Annotated in this window: 19 protein-coding genes; 10 read left to right on the top strand and 9 right to left on the bottom strand. The window is 68.8% G+C overall.

The genetic code is table 11. The features are described 5' to 3' along the window. Together VFY73_RS29485 and lplT are read right to left on the bottom strand one after the other, a co-directional pair. Positions 1-435, bottom strand: a 435-nt coding sequence (locus VFY73_RS29485) for an EamA family transporter (RefSeq protein ID WP_329725167.1), incomplete at its 3' end; no start/stop codon positions are given. Positions 436-580: 145 nt separating this feature from the next. After that, positions 581-1,858 (bottom strand): lysophospholipid transporter LplT, encoded by a 1,278-nt coding sequence (gene lplT, locus VFY73_RS29480; protein WP_329725166.1) that lies wholly within the window; start codon positions 1,856-1,858, stop codon positions 581-583. 177 nt (positions 1,859-2,035) lie between these two features. On the opposite strand from lplT, the gene alr reads away from it, so the two are divergent. From alr to arfB, 4 genes are read left to right on the top strand one after another with little or no spacing between them, the layout of a single operon-like run. Then, the gene (gene alr, locus VFY73_RS29475; protein ID WP_329725165.1) at positions 2,036-3,142 is read left to right on the top strand and encodes an alanine racemase; all 1,107 of its coding nucleotides are present in this window, start codon (positions 2,036-2,038) and stop codon (positions 3,140-3,142) included. Next, positions 3,139-3,900, top strand: a complete 762-nt coding sequence (locus VFY73_RS29470; RefSeq protein ID WP_329725164.1) for a hypothetical protein — start codon at positions 3,139-3,141, stop codon at positions 3,898-3,900. Before alr ends, VFY73_RS29470 begins: the two co-directional genes overlap by 4 nt. A 28-nt stretch (positions 3,901-3,928) precedes the next feature. Beyond that, complete coding sequence (locus VFY73_RS29465) at positions 3,929-4,429, top strand: acyl-CoA thioesterase (RefSeq protein ID WP_329725163.1); 501 nt, start codon at positions 3,929-3,931, stop codon at positions 4,427-4,429. Further along, a complete protein-coding gene (gene arfB, locus VFY73_RS29460; protein ID WP_329725162.1) occupies positions 4,426-4,830 on the top strand; it encodes an alternative ribosome rescue aminoacyl-tRNA hydrolase ArfB in 405 nt (134 codons plus the stop codon). The genes VFY73_RS29465 and arfB overlap by 4 nt, the downstream gene beginning before the upstream one ends. Positions 4,831-4,851: 21 nt before the next feature. On the opposite strand, the gene rhtB is transcribed toward arfB, so the two are convergent. Beyond that, the gene (gene rhtB / locus VFY73_RS29455; RefSeq protein ID WP_329725161.1) at positions 4,852-5,478 is read right to left on the bottom strand and encodes a homoserine/homoserine lactone efflux protein; all 627 of its coding nucleotides are present in this window, start codon (positions 5,476-5,478) and stop codon (positions 4,852-4,854) included. 225 nt (positions 5,479-5,703) lie between these two features. After that, positions 5,704-6,084: a response regulator gene (locus tag VFY73_RS29450; RefSeq protein ID WP_329725160.1), complete on the bottom strand. Its 381-nt coding sequence runs from the start codon at positions 6,082-6,084 to the stop codon at positions 5,704-5,706. Between the two features lie 161 nt (positions 6,085-6,245). On the opposite strand from VFY73_RS29450, the gene radA reads away from it, so the two are divergent. From radA to VFY73_RS29435, 3 genes are read left to right on the top strand one after another with little or no spacing between them, the layout of a single operon-like run. After that, on the top strand, positions 6,246-7,613 hold the full coding sequence (gene radA / locus VFY73_RS29445) for a DNA repair protein RadA (RefSeq protein WP_329725159.1): 1,368 nt from the start codon (positions 6,246-6,248) through the stop codon (positions 7,611-7,613). A gap of 14 nt (positions 7,614-7,627) precedes the next feature. Beyond that, positions 7,628-8,431: a metallophosphoesterase family protein gene (locus VFY73_RS29440; RefSeq protein ID WP_329725158.1), complete on the top strand. Its 804-nt coding sequence runs from the start codon at positions 7,628-7,630 to the stop codon at positions 8,429-8,431. Beyond that, positions 8,428-8,847 (top strand): hypothetical protein, encoded by a 420-nt coding sequence (locus VFY73_RS29435; RefSeq protein ID WP_329725157.1) that lies wholly within the window; start codon positions 8,428-8,430, stop codon positions 8,845-8,847. Before VFY73_RS29440 ends, VFY73_RS29435 begins: the two co-directional genes overlap by 4 nt. A 27-nt stretch (positions 8,848-8,874) precedes the next feature. Here VFY73_RS29435 and VFY73_RS29430 read toward each other — a convergent pair whose 3' ends face one another. Continuing rightward, entirely contained in the window at positions 8,875-9,471 is a 597-nt protein-coding gene (locus tag VFY73_RS29430) for a PEP-CTERM sorting domain-containing protein (RefSeq protein WP_329725156.1), read from the bottom strand. A 223-nt stretch (positions 9,472-9,694) separates the two neighbouring features. Further along, entirely contained in the window at positions 9,695-10,276 is a 582-nt protein-coding gene (locus VFY73_RS29425; protein WP_329725155.1) for a PEP-CTERM sorting domain-containing protein, read from the bottom strand. Between the two features lie 316 nt (positions 10,277-10,592). Between VFY73_RS29425 and VFY73_RS29420 the strand changes: the two genes are divergently transcribed. From VFY73_RS29420 to VFY73_RS29410, 3 genes are read left to right on the top strand one after another with little or no spacing between them, the layout of a single operon-like run. Then, the gene (locus VFY73_RS29420) at positions 10,593-11,516 is read left to right on the top strand and encodes a branched-chain amino acid transaminase (RefSeq protein WP_329725154.1); all 924 of its coding nucleotides are present in this window, start codon (positions 10,593-10,595) and stop codon (positions 11,514-11,516) included. A 31-nt stretch (positions 11,517-11,547) separates the two neighbouring features. Further along, a complete protein-coding gene (locus VFY73_RS29415) occupies positions 11,548-11,763 on the top strand; it encodes a zinc-finger domain-containing protein (RefSeq protein WP_329725153.1) in 216 nt (71 codons plus the stop codon). Positions 11,764-11,821: 58 nt separating this feature from the next. Continuing rightward, positions 11,822-13,357 carry a PAS domain-containing sensor histidine kinase gene (locus VFY73_RS29410; protein ID WP_329725152.1) on the top strand — a complete coding sequence of 512 codons (1,536 nt, stop codon included), beginning with the start codon at positions 11,822-11,824 and terminating at the stop codon, positions 13,355-13,357. Here VFY73_RS29410 and cobA read toward each other — a convergent pair. The 3 genes from cobA to VFY73_RS29395 form a co-directional block, all read right to left on the bottom strand. After that, complete coding sequence (gene cobA / locus VFY73_RS29405) at positions 13,326-14,123, bottom strand: uroporphyrinogen-III C-methyltransferase (protein WP_329725151.1); 798 nt, start codon at positions 14,121-14,123, stop codon at positions 13,326-13,328. The genes VFY73_RS29410 and cobA overlap by 32 nt on opposite strands. Positions 14,124-14,132: 9 nt before the next feature. After that, complete coding sequence (ybiB, locus tag VFY73_RS29400; protein WP_329725150.1) at positions 14,133-15,065, bottom strand: DNA-binding protein YbiB; 933 nt, start codon at positions 15,063-15,065, stop codon at positions 14,133-14,135. A gap of 17 nt (positions 15,066-15,082) precedes the next feature. Next, positions 15,083-17,275, bottom strand: a 2,193-nt coding sequence (locus tag VFY73_RS29395; RefSeq protein WP_329725149.1) for a molybdopterin-dependent oxidoreductase, incomplete at its 5' end; no start/stop codon positions are given.

Raw genomic sequence — 17,275 nt, 5'->3', positions numbered from 1 at the left:
CGGGTGGCCAGGCTCGGGCCACAGCACGATGGCGGCCCCGGCCAGTGCCATGGCCACGCGCAGCATCGCGGCGCGGGTCAGTGCCTCGTTCAGCACCACCCGGGCCAGCAATACCGCCCACAGCGGCATCAGGTAGAACAGCAGCACCACCCGCACCACGTCGCCGACCGTGACGCCCCAGTTGAAGGTGGCGTTGGTGGTGCCCGAGGCCAGCATGATCAGCCACAGCGCCGGCGTGCGCAGCACCTGCTTTGCCGCAGCCGGCCGGCTGCCGGCGATCACCACCACCGCCATCAGGTAGATGCCGGCCGTCGTCCACAGCGGGTGCAGGCCGGCTTGCTCGTGCAACTGGCGAAATGCCCACCACGAGGTGCCCCAGATCAGCGCGTTCAGCACCAGCGCCAGCGCTGGACGAAGCTTCGCCCCGCCTCGCATCAGGCCGTCCGAGCCCCGTTGCCGGACTGGGTTTGCAGCGCCCCGTCAGGAGCCGACGACCCCAAGTGGCGTGCGCGGAACCGCCTTTGCCGGCCCACTGCGCGAGCCCCCTCGGGGGACAGCAGTCGAAGGGAGCGTGGGGGCCTCAATGTCTATCCGAGCGGGCGATCGCGAGGAGGCGCTCGACCTCGGCGCGGTGCACGACGCTGTTGCGCCGGTGCCAGCGGCGAATCCACCACATCGTCGCGGCGACGCCGATGCCGAACACCGCGATCGTCGAGAAGGCCGACAGGCCGACGCGGGTCATGCCGGTGTAGAAGGCGCCCAGGCCCAGGATGCAGGCCTGCTCGTTGAAGTTCTGCACCGCGATCGAGCGGCCGGCGCCCATCAGGTTGTGGCCGCGGTGCTGCAGCAGGGCATTCATCGGCACCACCAGGTAGCCGCCGACGGCGCCCAGGATCACCAGGAACGGCGCGGCCACCCAGACGTTGGTGATCACGTTCAGGCCTATCACCAGGATGCCCATCGCAATGCCCAGCGGGATGACGTTGGTGGCCCGGTCCAGCTTCATCAGGAACGATGCGACGACGGCGCCGACTGCCGTGCCGATCGCGACCACGCCGACCAGCGAAGAGGCCTTGGTGGTGTCATAGCTCAGTGCCGCCGCGGCCCAGGCAAAGACGATCACCCGCAGGTTGCCCGATACACCCCAGAATAGCGTCGTCGTGGCCAGCGAGATCTGGCCGAGGCGGTCGTTCCACAGCCGCGCGTTGCACTGGCCGAAGTCACGCACCAGCTCGACCACGTTGATGCTCAGCGGTTGCAGCGGCGCCTCGGTGCGCGGGATCTTCAGGTTGAACGCGGCGGCCAGGATGTACAGGCCGACCATCACCGAGATCGCGGCCTCGGGTGCGGTGTCGATGCCGGTGTCGAACATCGGCAGGTCGACGCCCAGCAGCACCGAGGCCATGCGCGGCCCGACCAGTTGCCCGCCGAGCAGCACGCCGAGGATCACCGAAGCGATCGTCAGGCCCTCGATCCAGCCATTGGCCTTGACCAGTTGCGACGGCGGCAACAGTTCAGTCAGGATGCCGTACTTGGCCGGCGAGTAGGCCGCGGCACCCAGGCCGACGACGGCGTAGGCCAGCAGCGGGTGGCCGCCGAACAGCATCATCAAACAGCCCACGACCTTGATGCTGTTCGAATAGAACATCACCTGGCCCTTGGGCACGGCGTCGGCGAAGGCACCGACCATCGGTGCGAGAACGACGTAGAACAGCGCGAACATCGGGATCAGCGCTGGTGTCTGCCAGCCCGGAGCCCCGGTGGTTTTGAGCAGCTCGATCGCCCCGACCAGCAATGCGTTGTCTGCCAGCGAGCTGAAGAACTGCGCTGACATGATGGTGTAGAAGCCTTTTTTCATGCGGCTGAGCGCCGTGCGCCTGCGGATGGGCGCGCCAGGGCGGAATCTCGTCTCCAGAGAGCAAAAAGCGTGGGGTTTATAGCATGCGAGGTTGGCTGCTCGCCGGCCGTCGTCGCCACCCCTCGGCCGGCATCGGGGTGGCGCTGGCAGAATTCCCGGCGAACGAAAGACCTGCCCATGCCCCGCCCGATCGAAGCCCTGATCCACACCGACGCCCTGGCCCACAACCTGTTGCGAGCCCGTGAATGCGCGCCCGATGCGCGGGTCTGGGCCGTGGTCAAGGCCAATGCCTACGGCCATGGCATCGAGCGGGCCTATGCCGGCCTGCGCGGTGCCGACGGCTTCGCGTTGCTGGATCTGAATGAAGCCGAGCGCCTGCGCGCGCTCGACTGGCGCGGCCCGATCCTGCTGCTCGAAGGTGTCTTCGAGCCGCGCGACCTCGAACTGTGCTCGCGCCTGAACCTGTGGCATGTCGTGCACTGCGAGCAGCAGATCGACTGGCTGGCTGCGCACAAGACGCACCAGCCGCACCGCGTGTTCCTGAAGATGAACAGCGGCATGAACCGGCTCGGTTTCCGCCCTTCCGCCTTTCGCACCGCCTGGGCGCGGCTGAATGCACTGCCGCAGGTCGACGAGATCGCGCTGGTCACGCACTTTTCGGATGCCGATGCCGACCGTTTCGGCGCCAACGGCATCGAGCACCAGGTGCAGGTCTTCCACGAGGCGACGCAAGACTTGCCGGGCGAGCGCTCTCTGGCCAACAGCGCGGCCACGTTGCGCCACCTGGCCGATGCGCGCGTGCGCTCGGACTGGGTGCGCGCCGGCATCATGAGCTACGGTGGCGTGCCGGACTATCCCGAGCACGACGGCGTGCACTGGAACCTGCGCCCGGCGATGACACTGCGTTCACGCCTGTTGGCGGTCCAGTCGCTGGCGCCGGGTGAATCGGTCGGCTACGGCAGCGCCTTTGTCGCGGAGCGGCCGCAGCGCATCGGCATCGTGGCCTGTGGCTATGCCGACGGCTACCCGCGCCATGCCGGCAGCGGCACGCCGGTGTTGGTGGATGGCGTTCGCACCGCCACCGTCGGCCGCGTCTCGATGGACATGATCGCGGTCGATCTGACGCCGGTGCCTGCTGCGCAAATGGGCAGCGAGGTCACGTTGTGGGGCGAAGGCCCGCGCGGCACGCGGCTGCCGATCGACGAGGTGGCGCGTGCGGCCGGCACGATCGGCTACGAGTTGATGTGCGCGCTGGCCCAGCGCGTGCCGGTGAGCGTGGCATGACACGACGGCGCCCCAGCCGGGACGCGGTGGATGCATTCCACTTCGAGCAGGCGACCTGCGCCGATCTGCGCGAGCGCCGCTGGCTGCGCCTGCACGTGCTGATGATCGGGGGCGTCAGCCTGGCGCTGTGCTGGGCGGTGTCGCGCGGTCTCGATGCGGCCGGCGTCGACTCGCTCGCCTGGCGACCCTTGCTGGCGCTGTGGCTGAGCTACCCGTTGTATCTCGGCCTGATGGCCTTGTGGGCGCGCTGGTTGTTGTCGCGTGAAGAGGGCGAGGTCGATGATCTGCTCGACGCGGCAGACGGCTTGGCCGATGCGTCGGGCTCGGTGTTCCGCTCGGGCGGAGGCGGCGATTTCGGTGGCGGCGGTGCGAGCGGCGATTTCGGTGCCGCAGGTGATGTCGTGGGCGGGGTTGGCGACGCGCTGGGCGCAGCCGACGAAGGCCTGGTGATCGCCGTGCCGCTGGCCATCGTCGTCGGCGTCGCGATGGCGATCGGGGCCGGCCTGGGCCTGCTGGTGTTCGGCCTGTTCGGCGTCGAGGTGCTGCTGGGCGTGGCGGTCGAGATTGCCTTCGCGTCTGTCGGCGGCGCACTGGCCTGGCGGGCGCGGCGCGAGGGCTGGCTGGCGCATGCGTTGCGTCGCACCTTCTTGCCCATGCTGGGCCTGAGCGCCGTCACCGCGGCAGCCGGGTGGGCGCTGCACCACTGGCTGCCTCAAGCCCACACGGTGCCGCAGGCATTGCGGTTGCTTTGGTCCTGAACCCCTTCCACCCTCGAAACGAGACGCCATGGACCTGCCTTCGCACCAGCTGTCGATGACCGTGCTGATGACGCCCGACATGGCGAACTTCAGCGGCAACGTGCACGGCGGCACGATCCTGAAGCTGCTCGACCAGGTCGCCTACGCCTGCGCCAGCCGCTACGCCGGGCGGTACGTGGTCACACTGAGCGTCGACCAGGTGATGTTCCGCCAGCCGATCCATGTCGGCGAGCTGGTGACATTTCTCGCCGCCGTCAACCACACCGGCACGTCGTCGATGGAGATCGGCATCAAGGTCGTCGCCGAGAACATCCGTACCCAGGTCGTGCGGCATGCGAACAGCTGCTTCTTCACGATGGTCGCGGTCGGTGAGGACGGCAAGCCGGTCGCCGTGCCGCCGCTGCAGCCGTCCACCCCCGACGAGAAGCGGCGCGCGGAAAACGCCAAGGTGCGGCGCCAGTTGCGCGGCGAGATGGAGCAGCGCCAGCGCGAGATGCGCTCGGCCGCACCGCCCGTCGACACGGCATGAAGCCGGCGCCACGCGTCGACGAGGCCGAGGTCGAGTTCAGCGCGATCCGGGCCCAGGGCGCGGGCGGGCAGAACGTCAACAAGGTCTCGAATGCAGTCCACCTGCGTTTCGACATCCGCGCCTCGTCGCTGCCGGATGCCTTGAAAGCGCGGCTGCTGGCTTGGCCCGATGCGCGCATCAGTTCCGACGGCGTGGTGGTGATCAAGGCGCAGGAGCACCGCAGCTTGGCCGTGAACCGCGCCGATGCGATGGCACGACTGCAGGAACTGGTCGACGCGGCAGCGCACGTGCCCAAGGCACGCCGCGCGACGAAGCCGACGCGCGGCTCGCAGCAGCGGCGCTTGGCGGGCAAGGCGCTGCGTGGCGCGGTGAAGGCCGGCCGCGGGCCGGTCAAAGAGTGAGACGGGTGCGGGCTGCCTGAACTACACGCGCTTGAACGTGGCCAGCAGCGCGCCGGCGGCGACGAACAGACCGCCGAACAGCCGGTTCAGCCCGCGCATCTGGCCGGGTGTGCGCAGCAGGCCCAGCACGCGCGACGCCAGCGCGGCGTAGCCGCTCATCACGCAGAACTCGACGAAACCGAACGTCGCACCGATCACCAGGTACTGCGCGAGCAGCGGCTGGGTGGTGTCGACAAACTGCGGCAGCACCGCGATCAGGAACACCGTGCCCTTCGGGTTCACGGCATTCACCGTCCAGCCGCGAAGCACCAGTGCGCGCGTGCTCATCTGGCTGGCGCCGTCGTCGCGGGCGACCAGCGGAGCGGCCGGCGCGCGCCACTGCTGAATGCCCAGCCAGACCAGGTAGCCGACACCCAACCATTTGACGACACTGAAGGCGGTGCCCGAGGTGGCCAGCAGCGCACCCAGGCCGACCCCGACGACGGTCAGCTGAGTCCACACGCCGAGCGCCAGACCAAAGGCAATGCGCTGGCCGCGTTGGTAACCATGGTTCAGACCAGCACCCATCGCGGCAATGGCACCAGGGCCGGGCGACAGGCTGATCGCGACGGTCGCCAGAAAGAAGGGAATCCAGGTGCCGAGTTCCACCGCGGGCTTTCAAAGCAGCCGCAAGCGGCCAGGAATCGGCAGTGTAGGAGGCGGCGGTTTTCCGACGCTGGCCGTGGGTCAGACGCCTGGCATGCCGATGCTTTCGAGAGCGCGCGAAGCGCCGCTCACCTCAAGTGGCGTGCGCGGATCCGGCTCGGCCGGTCCGTCGCGCGAGCCCTCTCGGGGCCCCTTGGGGGGCAGGCCCGGGCAAGGGCCGTGGGGGCTCTAATCATCCCAGCCGACGAGGGCGAGGACTTGTTCGATCACGTCGCCCGTCGCGGGCGTGCGGAACAGGCGGATGCCGGCGCGGTCCGCGCTGGCGCGCATCGCGGCGGTTCCGGGTTCGCAGAGCAGCGCCACCTGGCAACTCGGCTGGGCCAGACGCAGGCGTTGGGCGAAGGCCAGGCCGGTTTCGCCCGGCAGGTCGATGATCACCAGGTCGGTTGCGCCGTCGGCCACCTCGGCCAAGGCGCTGTCGGCGTCGTTCGCTTCGTTGACCCGCGCATCCGGCCAGCGATTGCGGATCAGGCAGGCCGCGTGGGTGCGTGACACCGCGCGGGCGTCGACCACGAGGATGGACGGAGCGAGAACGACGGCATTGCTCATGGGGTGTCGGAGGGCGGGTCCGCGAAGTGGTGGATGTCTGCCAACGGATGATCGGCCGGCCGCGTCGACAATGAAGCCTGGAAACGCAGGCCGGTCCCCCCGCAATTCGCCTCTATTTCACGAAGCCGCGGCCAAGCTGCGCGGCGCGTCACGATCCCTTCATGAGCAAGAGCAAGTCGATCTACGTTTGCAGTCAATGCGGCGGCACGAGCCCGCGCTGGCTGGGCCAATGCCCGCATTGCCGGGCCTGGAACACGCTGGAAGAGTCGGTCGCCGAGCCGGCCGCCGGTCCGGCCAAGAACCGCTTCCAGTCGCTGGCCAAGCCGCAGCCGGTGGCCACGCTGAGCGAAATCGAAGCCGCCGAGGTTGCCCGCACACCTACCGGTCTGGAAGAGCTGGATCGGGTGCTGGGCGGCGGCATCGTCGAGGGCGGCGTGGTGCTGATCGGCGGCGACCCGGGCATCGGCAAGAGCACGCTGCTGCTGCAGGCGGCTGACGCGCTGTCGCAGCAAATGAAGGTGCTGTACGTGACCGGCGAAGAATCGGGGGCGCAGGTGGCGCTGCGGGCCCATCGGCTCGGGCTGGCCGGCAAGGCCTTGCGGGTGTTGGCCGAGATTCAGCTCGAGCGCATCCAGGCGACGATCGAAGCCGAACAGCCGGCCTTCTGCGTCATCGATTCGATCCAGACGCTCTATTCGGACCAGCTGTCGAGCGCGCCCGGCTCGGTGGCGCAAGTGCGCGAATGCGCCGCGCAGCTGACGCGCACCGCGAAAGCGGCCGGCTGCACCGTGGTGCTGGTCGGTCATGTGACGAAGGAAGGTGCGCTGGCCGGGCCGCGCGTGCTGGAGCACATCGTCGACACGGTGTTGTACTTCGAAGGCGACACGCATTCGAGCTTCCGTCTGGTGCGGGCGATCAAGAACCGTTTCGGTGCGGTCAACGAGATCGGTGTCTTCGCGATGACCGAGAAGGGGCTGAAGGGCGTCAGCAACCCGAGCGCGATCTTTTTGTCGACACATGGCGAGCCGGTTCCGGGCTCGTGCGTGATGGTCACGTTGGAGGGCACGCGGCCGATGCTGGTCGAGATCCAGGCCCTGGTCGATTCGGGTGGCCCGAGCCCGCGGCGGTTGTCGGTTGGCCTGGAGCGGGACCGGCTGGCGATGCTGCTGGCCGTGCTGCACCGCCACGCCGGCGTTGCCTGCCTGGATCAGGACGTGTTCGTCAACGCGGTCGGTGGGGTTCGCATCAGCGAGCCTGCGGCCGACCTGGCGGTGTTGCTGGCGATCCGCAGCAGCCTGGCCGGCAAACCACTGCCGCGAGGTTTTGTTGCCTTTGGCGAGGTCGGCCTGGCCGGTGAAGTGCGGCCGGCCCCGCGGGGACAGGAACGGTTGAGGGAGGCGGCCAAGCTCGGTTTCTCGATCGCGTTGGTGCCCAAGGCCAACCTGCCGAAAAAGCCGATCGAAGGGCTGACGATTCACCCGGTCGAGCGGATCGAGCAAGCGATCGATATGCTGCGCGAATTGAGCTGACGGTGGAGATGACGATGCGCTGGGCAGTCTTGTCCGACATTCACGGCAACCTGCCGGCCCTGGAGGCCGTGGTGGCCCAATGCGCCGGCGAAGGCATCACCCATGTGGTGCAACTCGGCGACGCGCTGTCCGGCCCGCTGTGGCCGGCCGAGACCGCCGATCGGCTGATCGCGCTGGACTGGCCGGCGGTCGCCGGCAACCACGAGCGCCAGGTGCTCACGCTGCCGCGCGAGCGCCAAGGCGCCAGCGATGCGTTCACTGCCGAGCGGCTGAACGATGCCCAGCGCGCCTGGTTGCGGAGCCTGCCGCCCACGCGCTGGTTGACGGCGGAAATCTTCTGCTGCCACGGCACGCCCGACAGTGATCTGGTCTACTTTCTCGACACCGTGGTGCCGGGCTGCGATGTCGACGGCTCCAACGGGATCCGGCCGGCGACGGCCGTCGAGTTGAGCGAACGGCTCGGCACCGCGCGTGCGCCGGTGATCCTGTGTGGCCACACCCATGTGCCGCGCATTGCCACGGTCGACGGGTGTTTGCTGCTGAACCCGGGCAGTGTCGGCCTGCCGGCTTTTGACGACGACCACGGGCATCCGCATCGGGTCGAAAACGGCAGTCCGCTGGCGCGGTGGGCCGTGATCGAGCAAGGGCCGCAGGGATGGAGCGCTTCGCTGCGCGCCACGCCCTATGACCATGAGCAGGCCGCGCAGCAGGCCGAGCGCAACGGGCGCGGCGACTGGGCCGACGCGTTGCGCACTGGCCGGGTTGGCCGCACCGAGCGTGAGGTCGTGGCGGCCCTCCCCAGCGGAGTCGCCGCATGAACCGGGACGCCATGCTGAGCTGGGTGCTGGGCGCGGCGGCGGTGGCCGTCGGCTACGTGCAATGGGGCTGGCGCGGCGTGATCCTGGCGACCACGCTGGTGGTGTTCTGGATGCTGTTGCAGTTCAGTCGCGCGGTGCGTGTCATGCGCGACGCTGCTTCGGCGCCGGTTGGCAGCGTGCCCAGTGCAGTGATGCTGCACGCAAAACTGCGTCGAGGCATGCGCCTGACGCAGGTGCTGCGTTTGACCGGCAGCCTCGGCCGCCGGTTGGCGACCGAGCCCGAGACCTTCGAATGGGCGGATGCCTCGGGGGCGGCGATACGCGCCGAACTGGAGGGGGGGCGCCTGGCCCGTTGGGACTTGCAGCGCTCGGGTGAGGAGGCGGTCTCGCCGCCTTCAGGCCCCTCGCCGGCCTGAGCTGACGACGGGGCTGCTGTGCGGCCGTTAGCTGCCCGGCCGGCGCCGGCGCAGCGCCGACACGCCCAGCACCGCGAGGCCACTGAGGAACATCGCGTAGGCGCCCGGCTCGGGGACCGCCAGCGTCTGGTACCAGGCGCTGGTGGTGCCGCCATAGTCCAGGCCCTGCACGTGGGCGCCGATGTTGGTGAAATGGCCGGCGCCGCCGATCCAGGTCCAGCTGACCGACTCGTCGTCGACCAGCCGGTCTTTCTTCTTGCCGGTCAGGTCGAAGCGGAATTCCCAGCCGCCGTTCGGGCCGCCGCCATTGACCATCTTGACCGGCGAGTCGCCGCTGACGCCGCCTACGCCACCGACCCGATCACCGTCGATCGTGAGGGCGCCGATGAAGGGCTGCTTGCCGTCGAACAGATCCAGGTTCTGGGCATCGAGCGTGAACAGCACGTCGTTGCCCGACACCGTGGCGCTCAGCGTCGCGAAGTCGAGCTGAACGGGGGCTCCGTCGCCCGACAGCAGGTCGCCGAAGTGGTAGACGGTGGTTTGGGCACTGGCCGCCACCGGCTGCGCGAGCCAAGCGGACAGCAAGGTGGCGGTGGCGAATGTGAATCGGTTGCGAAGCTTCATGGTGAACCCTTCACCAGATCGAAGTTGAGAAACATCGGGGGATCACACGGAGGGAGGGGCGCGATACCGCCGACTTTGAAATCAGGGTTAATCGTAACTGGGTGTGTGTGAAATGACACACTTCGGAGCGCGCCCAGGCTGAACGTTTTGTGCAGGTGCGTTGCCATGCACCGGGCGGGCAGTCGGCGGTGTCGAGCCGTCATGGCGCGATCGGTTGCGGGCCTCAGCGCGGACGCCGGCGGCGGGCGACCACGCAGATCACGCCCAAGCCCGCCAGCATCAGCGCGTAAGAGTTCGGCTCCGGCACCGCCAGCGCGGCGTCATACCAGGCGTTGTTGGTCTCGCCGTACGAGATGCCCTTCACGTGGGCCGCGAAATCGGTGAAGTGGCCGGCGCCGCCGGCCCAGGTCCAGGAGACCACTTCGTTGTCCACCAGCTTGCCGCTGGTGTCGCTGAAATCGAACTTGAACTCGAAGCTGCCGTCGGGGCCGTTGCCCTTGCCCATCGTGACGTTGGCGTCGCCGCTGACGTCGGCCACTGCGCCGGTCTTCAGGCCGTCGACCGACATCGCGCCTATCCACGGCGTGTCGCCGCTGAACTGGTCCAGCCCGTAGGCGTTGAGCGTGAACAGCACGTCATCGCCGACGACCGAGGTGGTCAGCGTGGCGAAACTCGCGGTCAGTGGAGCCCCGTCGCCCAGCATCAACCCGCCGAAATCATAGGTTTCGGCCGATGCCGGCACGACTGCGAGCATGCCGGCCGACAGGGCCAGCGCTTGCAGCGCGCGGGGAAGAATTGAACGCATCACGACCTCCGTGTTTTTTGCTACGCGGCGACCCTCGACGCCGGGTTGATCGGCCATTCAAAGCCGCTGGGAGGAAGTGTCCCGAAAAGGCTGCACTGTTAGAAGGTGTAAGGTCGGTTTGAGTTAGGGGGAAAACGGCAGCTGTGGTGTGCGCCACGACAGTGGGCGTGAAGGAATGCACACTCCCGTCGATCGGCTGCGACGACTGCTTACAAAGGCGCCCCGTTTTGCCGGCGGGCGGCGGCGCCAGGGGCCGCCCCTAAAATCGCCGCTCCGCCCGTGCAGCACGGGCTATCAAGGCACGAGGACCAGCACCATGGGCATGGACGATCGCGACGGCAAGATCTGGATGGACGGGCAGATGGTGGATTGGCGCGATGCCAAGATCCACGTGCTGACGCACACGCTGCACTACGGTTGCGGCGCGTTCGAGGGCGTGCGTGCCTACGACGCCGTCGGCGGCACGGCGATCTTCCGCCTGCGCGAGCACACCGAGAGGCTGTTCAACTCGGCCAAGATCCTGCGTATGAAGATCCCGTTCTCGATGCAGCAGGTGATGGACGCGCAGTGTGCCGTCGTGCGCGAGAACAAGCTGGCCAGCGGTTACCTGCGCCCGCTGATCTGGATCGGCTCCGAGAAGCTCGGCGTCAGCCCGAAGGGCAATACCGTGCACCTGATGGTCGCCGCCTGGCCGTGGGGCGCCTACCTGGGCGAAGAGGGCATGAAGCGCGGCATCCGCGTGAAGACCTCGAGCTACACGCGTCACCATGTGAACATCACGATGACGCAGGCCAAGACGGTGAGCAACTACACCAACTCGATCCTTGCCAACATGGAAGCCACCGACGATGGCTACGACGAAGCGCTGCTGCTCGACGCTTCCGGCTTCGTCAGCGAAGGTGCCGGCGAGAACCTGTTCGTGATCAAGAACGGCGTGGTGTACACGCCCGATCTGTCGGCCGGTGCGCTGAACGGCATCACCCGCAACACCATCTTTGCGATCTGCCAGGACCTGGGTCTGAAGCTGGTCGAGAAACGAATCACGCGTGACGAGGTCTATATCTCCGACGAGGCCTTCTTCACCGGCACGGCGGCCGAAGTGACGCCGATCCGCGAGCTGGACCGCATCGAGCTGGGTGCCGGCATGCGCGGCCCGATCACCGAGAAGATCCAGACGGCCTTCTTCGACATCGTCAACGGCCGCAACCCGAAGTACGCCGAGTGGCTGACGCGGGTCTGAGTTTCATTCGCCAGCACAGCATCGTCCGACCATGAGTTCAGTCTCCCCGACCACCGCCGCGGTGGAAGTGACCGCCGCCGACCTGCAAGGCCCGGGCGTCGTGTTCTGCCCGAACCCCAAGATGACGCTGTGGAGCAACCACCCGCGCGTCTTCCTCGACCTGGCGCAAGATGGCGAAGCCAAGTGCCCGTACTGTGGCACCGTCTACCGCCTGAAGGCTGGCGAGAAGCTGGGCGGCGGACACTGACGCGACGGCGGGCGGGCACTGCACCGGCCCGGGGCGCCACCAGCCGAATCGACGCGCCATGTTGACCGCCCACCCGTTCACGCTGCCGGCAGAGAATGCCGTCTGGGCCGAAGCCAATGCGGCCCTGCTGGACCGGCTGCGCCGCGGCGATTCGACGCACGCGCTGCAGCGCCTGGCGCGTGCCTGCGTGCACCTGCTGGGCAACCGCGAATGCCATCTCGAGGCGCTGGACGAGCGCGGCCAGCCCGTGCACGGTGGCCTGTTCGAAGCCAGTCGCGAGCGGCCCGGCGATGCCCGTCCGGTGCAGCACTGGCAGACCCCGCTGACCCACCATGGCATCCCGGTCGGCCGATTCACCGCCGAGCTGCCGGCCGGTGCCGACACCGAGGCACTGGCGCTGCGCTTGCTGCCTCTGCTGGAGGCTGCTGGCGCCCTGCTCGGCAGCTGGCTGGCTGAACGTGATGGCGCGCGCCGCGATTCACTGTCGCTCACGCGCACGGCCATGCGCGAGGGTGGCACTTTCGTCTGGGAGTGGGACCTGGCGACCGACTCGCTGGGCGACATCGACGAAGGCGGCGTGATGCTCGGCTACCCGCCGAACGCGATCGGCCACACCCAGGCCGACTGGGACCTGCTGATCCACCCCGAAGACTTCGACGCGGTCGAAGCGGCCTACCAGGCCCATGCGCGCGGCGAGACCGAAAGCTTCCGCGCGGTCTACCGCGCCAAGGCCGCCGACGGCTCGTGGCGCTGGGTCGAGGAGCGAGGCCGCGTCGTCGAGCGCGACGTCCACGGCCGACCGACGCGCATGTTCGGCACCCAGACCGACGCCACCGTGCAACATGCGCTGGAGCAGGCCCGGCAGGACCAGCTCACCGCCGAAGCGGCGAATGCCGCGAAGACGCAGTTCCTGTCGCGCGTCAGCCATGAATTGCGCACGCCGCTGAATGCGGTGCTGGGCTTTTCGCAGCTGATGGAAGTTGACCAGCAAGAGCCGCTGACCGACGGACAGCGCCGCCGTGTCAACCTGATCCACCAGGCCGGCGACTACCTGCTGGCGATGATCGGAGACCTGTTGGATCTGTCGCTGGTCGAATCGGGCCGCCTGCCGATGCAGGCCGAGCCGGTGCCCTTGCCGGCGCTGGCGCACGATTGCCTCGATCTGCTGCGCGGCCAGGCCGCTGCGGCCGATGTGCACTTGCGCGCGGGCAACCTGCCGGCAGGTCTGGTGCTGCGGGCCGATCCGATGCGGCTGAAACAGGTGCTCATCAACCTGCTGAACAACGGCATCAAGTACAACCGGTCCGGCGGGTGCGTCGAGATCAGCGCGCGCATCGACGGCGGGTTCGGCGTGATCGACGTCCGTGACACCGGCATCGGCCTGCCGGAGGACCAGCTCGACAAGCTGTTCCTGCCGTTCCAGCGCCTGGGCCGCGAGACCGGCGCGGTCGAAGGCTCCGGCCTCGGGCTGGCGTTGTCGCAAGCGCTGGTCCAGGCGATGGGCGGGCAGCTCAGCGCGCACCCTTTGCCGGCCGCCGAAGGGCCCGGCACGGTGTTTCGGGTCAGCTTGCCGCTCGTGCCGCCGGCGGTCTGACCAGCGCTTCGGCTTGCGCGATGGCGCAGGCCTCGAGCACGCGGCCGATCACCAGCACCGCCGGGCTGCCGAAGCCCTCGCGCTGCAGCATCAACGGCAACTCACCCAGTGTCGACCCACCGCAGCGCTCGTTCGCACCGCTTGCGCCCTGCACCACCGCCGCGGGCAGCGCGGCCGGCAGCCGCCGCAGCAGGCCATCGACGATGCGCGACGCCTGCGCCACGCCCATGTAGATCACCAGCGTGATGCCGCTGGCGGCGGCGGCGCCGATCGTGTCCCAGTCAGGCCCGGGGTGGCCGGGCTGCGCATGACCGGTGACCAGCAGCACCCCCTGTGCGCAGCGGCGATCCGTCCAGCCGGTGCCGAGCGCGTTGACTGCGGCCAGCCCGGCAGTGATGCCGTTGACCACCTGCACCTCGACCCCCGCTTCGCGCAGCGCCGCGATCTCTTCGCCGGCGCGGCCGAACACCAGCGGATCGCCGCCCTTCAAGCGCACCACCTTTTCGCCCGCCAATGCCTCACGTACCAGCAGCCGCTCGATGAACGCCTGCGGCGTCGACGCACAACCGCCGCGTTTGCCGACCTGCACGATGCGCGGCGGCGTGGCCACACCGTCCAGCACCGTCGCCAGCACCTGCTCGCCGACCAGGTCGTCGACCAGGATCACGGTCGCCTCGCGGATCACGCGCACCGCCTTCAGCGTCAGCAGTTCCGGGTCGCCAGGGCCGGCGCCGACGAGGTGAACAGGGTACAGCGTGCGCAACATGAATCTCTCCTAGGGCAATCGTTCGGGCAGCGCCTGGCGCAAGGCCATCAGGCACTGCACCTGGCGCCTGATCGGCTCGGGCACCGGAAGCGTGCCGTTGAGCATCGCGCGGATCGTGTCGGCCGTGCTGGCGGTGTCGATGCCCGGTGGCAGCTCGGGCAGCTTGGCCAGCGAGCCGCCTTCACCTTCGACCGTCAGCTGCTCGTCGAGCACGCCATTGACGAAGCACTTCAGCGTCGGCAGCCGGCGCGCATCGGCCACCGGTTCTCCTTCAGTGCCGCGCATCAGCAACGCGGTGGCCTGCGTCTGGCCCAGGAACTCGGCCAGGCTGATCGCGTACTCGGGATGCGTGTGGTTGACCACGCGCAACGCGCCGGGGATCGCCGGCAGCAGCTTGACCAGCGTATGGCCCGAGTTGCGCAGGCCGAGCACGTTGCGCAGCGCGAGCAGGCCCGCCAGCGACGGGTGCAGTGCGGTGATCGGCATGAAGACCGGCTGGCTTTCCGCCCAGCGGGCCTCGGCTTCGGCCGCGCTCGAAAGCGGCGGCAGGCCCAGCGCCTCGAACACCTGCGCACTGGTCGTGCGATTCGCATCGGTCAGCGGCCCGTGCACCAGCACGGGCACGCCCTCGCGCGCCAGCAGCAGCGCCAGCAGTGGCGTCAGGTTCGGCAGCTTGCGTGCGCCGTTGTAGCTGGGCAGCACGATCGCGGTCGACGGCGCATGCAGCGCCAGCGTGCGCGGCAGCACCGCGTCCATGAAGCCGGCCAGCTCTACGGGTGTCTCGCCCTTGATGCGCATGGCGAGCGCGAAACCGCCTTTTTCAAGGTCGCTCAACTCGCCGCCGAGCAGCCGATTCATCAGGTCGAAGGCCTTGTCGCGCGGCAGCGCGCGCGCGCCGTCTTTGCCGCGGCCGATTTCGCGCAGGTAGGGTGCGATGCTCATGGCGGCGATTGTCATGCTCATGCCGCCACGCCGGCGGGCACGACTTGCACCAGCTTGCGCAGCGCCGGCAAGCAAGAGCCGCAGTTCGTGCCGCATTTCAGGCTGCCCTGCAGTTGGGCCATCCGCGCGTCGACCGAGCCGCTGCAGCGCACCAGCTCACCGCGGATCGACGCTTCGTCGATGTTGAAGCAAGTGCAGACCTGCGCGCTCTTTGGTGACGCGGTCTTCTTTGCCAGCGCACCCGGCGCCAGCAACTGCCGGCCCGGGCCGGGCAGCGTCTGGTCGGCTTCGAGCAGCGAGCGCAGCCAGGCTTCGCCGCTGACATCACCCGCGACCCAGAAGCCTTGCAGCCGCTCGGCACCATCGGGGTCGCGGGCCACGCGCAGCGCACGCTGCTGGCCGCGGCGGGCGTCCTGGTAGGCCAGCACGCCGGGCTGGGCCAGGCCGAAGCCGGCACGCATCGGCGCCAGCACTTCGTCGCTCAGCACCTCGGTGGCACCGGCGCGCAACAGCAGGCCCAGACGGCCGCCCTCGTCGGGCTCGCGGCCGAAGGGCAGCAGGCTGGCGTAGCCGAAGCGCGCAAGTTCAGGCTTCAGCCGTTTGCGCAAGGCCAGCGCCTCGTCCGCCGGAAGCCAGGCCATCGCCGTCAATCGCCACGGCAGATTGACCTTTTCGATCACGACCGCCGCATGCTTCAGTTCGGGTTGCTTGGACTGCGGGCAGAAGCGCGGCGTGGTCAGCGCGTTCACGCCGGCCATTGTCTGGTTGTGCCCGTCGTGGCCACTCAGGACCTCTTCGCCCCAATGCATCGCGATGAAGGCCTGGGTCGACGCGACGCTGTCGCTTGCGCGTGCCGGCAGCACCACCTGGCCGCGGCGCGAGCGCACGCGCACGAGGTCGCCATCGGCCAGCTTCAGCCGCTGCAGGTCCTGCGGATGCAGGTCGATGCACGGCAGACCTTCATGGCCGTACAACCGGCCCAAGGTGCCGGTGCGGCTCATGCCGTGCCATTGGTCGCGCAGCCGGCCGGTGTTCAGGCTGAACGGGTAACGCGCATCACGCGGCTCGGCCAGCGGCGTGAGCGGCACATCAGCGAACTTCGCCTTGCCGTCGACGGTCGCGAACACGCCGTCTTCATACAAGCGTGCCTGGCCGGTGGCCGCGCCTTCCGGCAACGGCCACTGCTGCGGTCCTTTCGTTTCCAGCATCGCGTAGCTCAGGCCCGTGATGTCCAGGTCGCGGCCTCGGGTGGACTCACGGTGCTCCAGCCAGACCGATTCAGGCGTCGCGTAGTCGAACAGCGCCACGCGCTCCGGCGCGATGCGCGCGGCCAGGCGCTGCGCGATGTCGCGGGCAATGCGCCAGTCGTGCCGCGCTTCCCCCGCTGGCGGCACAGCAGGCCGTACGCGGCTGATGCGGCGCTCGCTGTTGGTGACGGTGCCGTCCTTCTCGCCCCAGGTGGTGGCCGGCAGCAGCAGGTCGGCATAGGCACAGGTCGCGGGCGTCGCGAAGGCCTCTTGCACGATGACGAACTCGGCGCGCTCCAATGCGCGGCGCACCGTGGCCTGGTCCGGCATCGATTGCGCCGGGTTGGTGCATGCGATCCACAGCGCCTTGATCTGCCCGTCGGCCGCGGCCTCGAACATCTCGACTGCCGTCTTGCCCGGCGTCGACGGTACGTCCGGCACACCCCACAGCCGTGCCACTTCGGCGCGGTGCTCGGGGTTGGCCAGGTCGCGGTGTGCGCTCAGCAGGTTCGCGAGCCCGCCCACCTCACGCCCACCCATCGCGTTAGGCTGGCCGGTCAATGAGAACGGCCCGGCGCCCGGCTTGCCGATCTGCCCGGTCGCCAGGTGCAGGTTGATCAGCGCGGCGTTCTTCGCGGTGCCGGCGCTGCTCTGGTTCAAGCCCTGGCAATACAGCGACAGCGTCGGCGACCGTTGGCCGAACCAGCGTGCGGCCGTCACGATGTCGGCTTCGTCCAGACCGGTCAGGCGTGCGGTTTCGCGCGGTGTGTACTCGCGTACCCGGTCGCGCAGCGCATCGAAACCATTGGTGTGCGCGGCGATGTACGCCCCATCGGTCAGACCTTCCCACAGCAGCAGGTGCAGCAGCCCGTGGAACAGCGCCACGTCGCTGCCGGGCAGCAACTGCAGATGAAGGTCGGCGGCCTCGGCCGTCTCGGTGCGGCGCGGGTCGGCCACGATCCA

It is taken from the genome of Ideonella sp., from assembly GCF_036277275.1.
Taxonomy (GTDB): domain Bacteria; phylum Pseudomonadota; class Gammaproteobacteria; order Burkholderiales; family Burkholderiaceae_C; genus Ideonella.
This window is presented reverse-complemented; position numbering and strand designations above follow the sequence as displayed.

What these genes read in the sequence shown, in the direction of transcription:
- lplT (WP_329725166.1), bottom strand. Translation starts at nt 1,858, where the DNA reads ATGAAAAAAGGCTTCTACACCATCATGTCAGCGCAGTTCTTCAGCTCG.
- alr (WP_329725165.1), top strand. Translation starts at nt 2,036, where the DNA reads ATGCCCCGCCCGATCGAAGCCCTGATCCACACCGACGCCCTGGCCCAC.
- VFY73_RS29470 (WP_329725164.1), top strand. Translation starts at nt 3,139, where the DNA reads ATGACACGACGGCGCCCCAGCCGGGACGCGGTGGATGCATTCCACTTC.
- VFY73_RS29465 (WP_329725163.1), top strand. Translation starts at nt 3,929, where the DNA reads ATGGACCTGCCTTCGCACCAGCTGTCGATGACCGTGCTGATGACGCCC.
- arfB (WP_329725162.1), top strand. Translation starts at nt 4,426, where the DNA reads ATGAAGCCGGCGCCACGCGTCGACGAGGCCGAGGTCGAGTTCAGCGCG.
- VFY73_RS29450 (WP_329725160.1), bottom strand. Translation starts at nt 6,084, where the DNA reads ATGAGCAATGCCGTCGTTCTCGCTCCGTCCATCCTCGTGGTCGACGCC.
- radA (WP_329725159.1), top strand. Translation starts at nt 6,246, where the DNA reads ATGAGCAAGAGCAAGTCGATCTACGTTTGCAGTCAATGCGGCGGCACG.
- VFY73_RS29440 (WP_329725158.1), top strand. Translation starts at nt 7,628, where the DNA reads ATGCGCTGGGCAGTCTTGTCCGACATTCACGGCAACCTGCCGGCCCTG.
- VFY73_RS29435 (WP_329725157.1), top strand. Translation starts at nt 8,428, where the DNA reads ATGAACCGGGACGCCATGCTGAGCTGGGTGCTGGGCGCGGCGGCGGTG.
- VFY73_RS29430 (WP_329725156.1), bottom strand. Translation starts at nt 9,471, where the DNA reads ATGAAGCTTCGCAACCGATTCACATTCGCCACCGCCACCTTGCTGTCC.
- VFY73_RS29425 (WP_329725155.1), bottom strand. Translation starts at nt 10,276, where the DNA reads ATGCGTTCAATTCTTCCCCGCGCGCTGCAAGCGCTGGCCCTGTCGGCC.
- VFY73_RS29420 (WP_329725154.1), top strand. Translation starts at nt 10,593, where the DNA reads ATGGGCATGGACGATCGCGACGGCAAGATCTGGATGGACGGGCAGATG.
- VFY73_RS29415 (WP_329725153.1), top strand. Translation starts at nt 11,548, where the DNA reads ATGAGTTCAGTCTCCCCGACCACCGCCGCGGTGGAAGTGACCGCCGCC.
- VFY73_RS29410 (WP_329725152.1), top strand. Translation starts at nt 11,822, where the DNA reads ATGTTGACCGCCCACCCGTTCACGCTGCCGGCAGAGAATGCCGTCTGG.
- cobA (WP_329725151.1), bottom strand. Translation starts at nt 14,123, where the DNA reads ATGTTGCGCACGCTGTACCCTGTTCACCTCGTCGGCGCCGGCCCTGGC.
- ybiB (WP_329725150.1), bottom strand. Translation starts at nt 15,065, where the DNA reads ATGAGCATCGCACCCTACCTGCGCGAAATCGGCCGCGGCAAAGACGGC.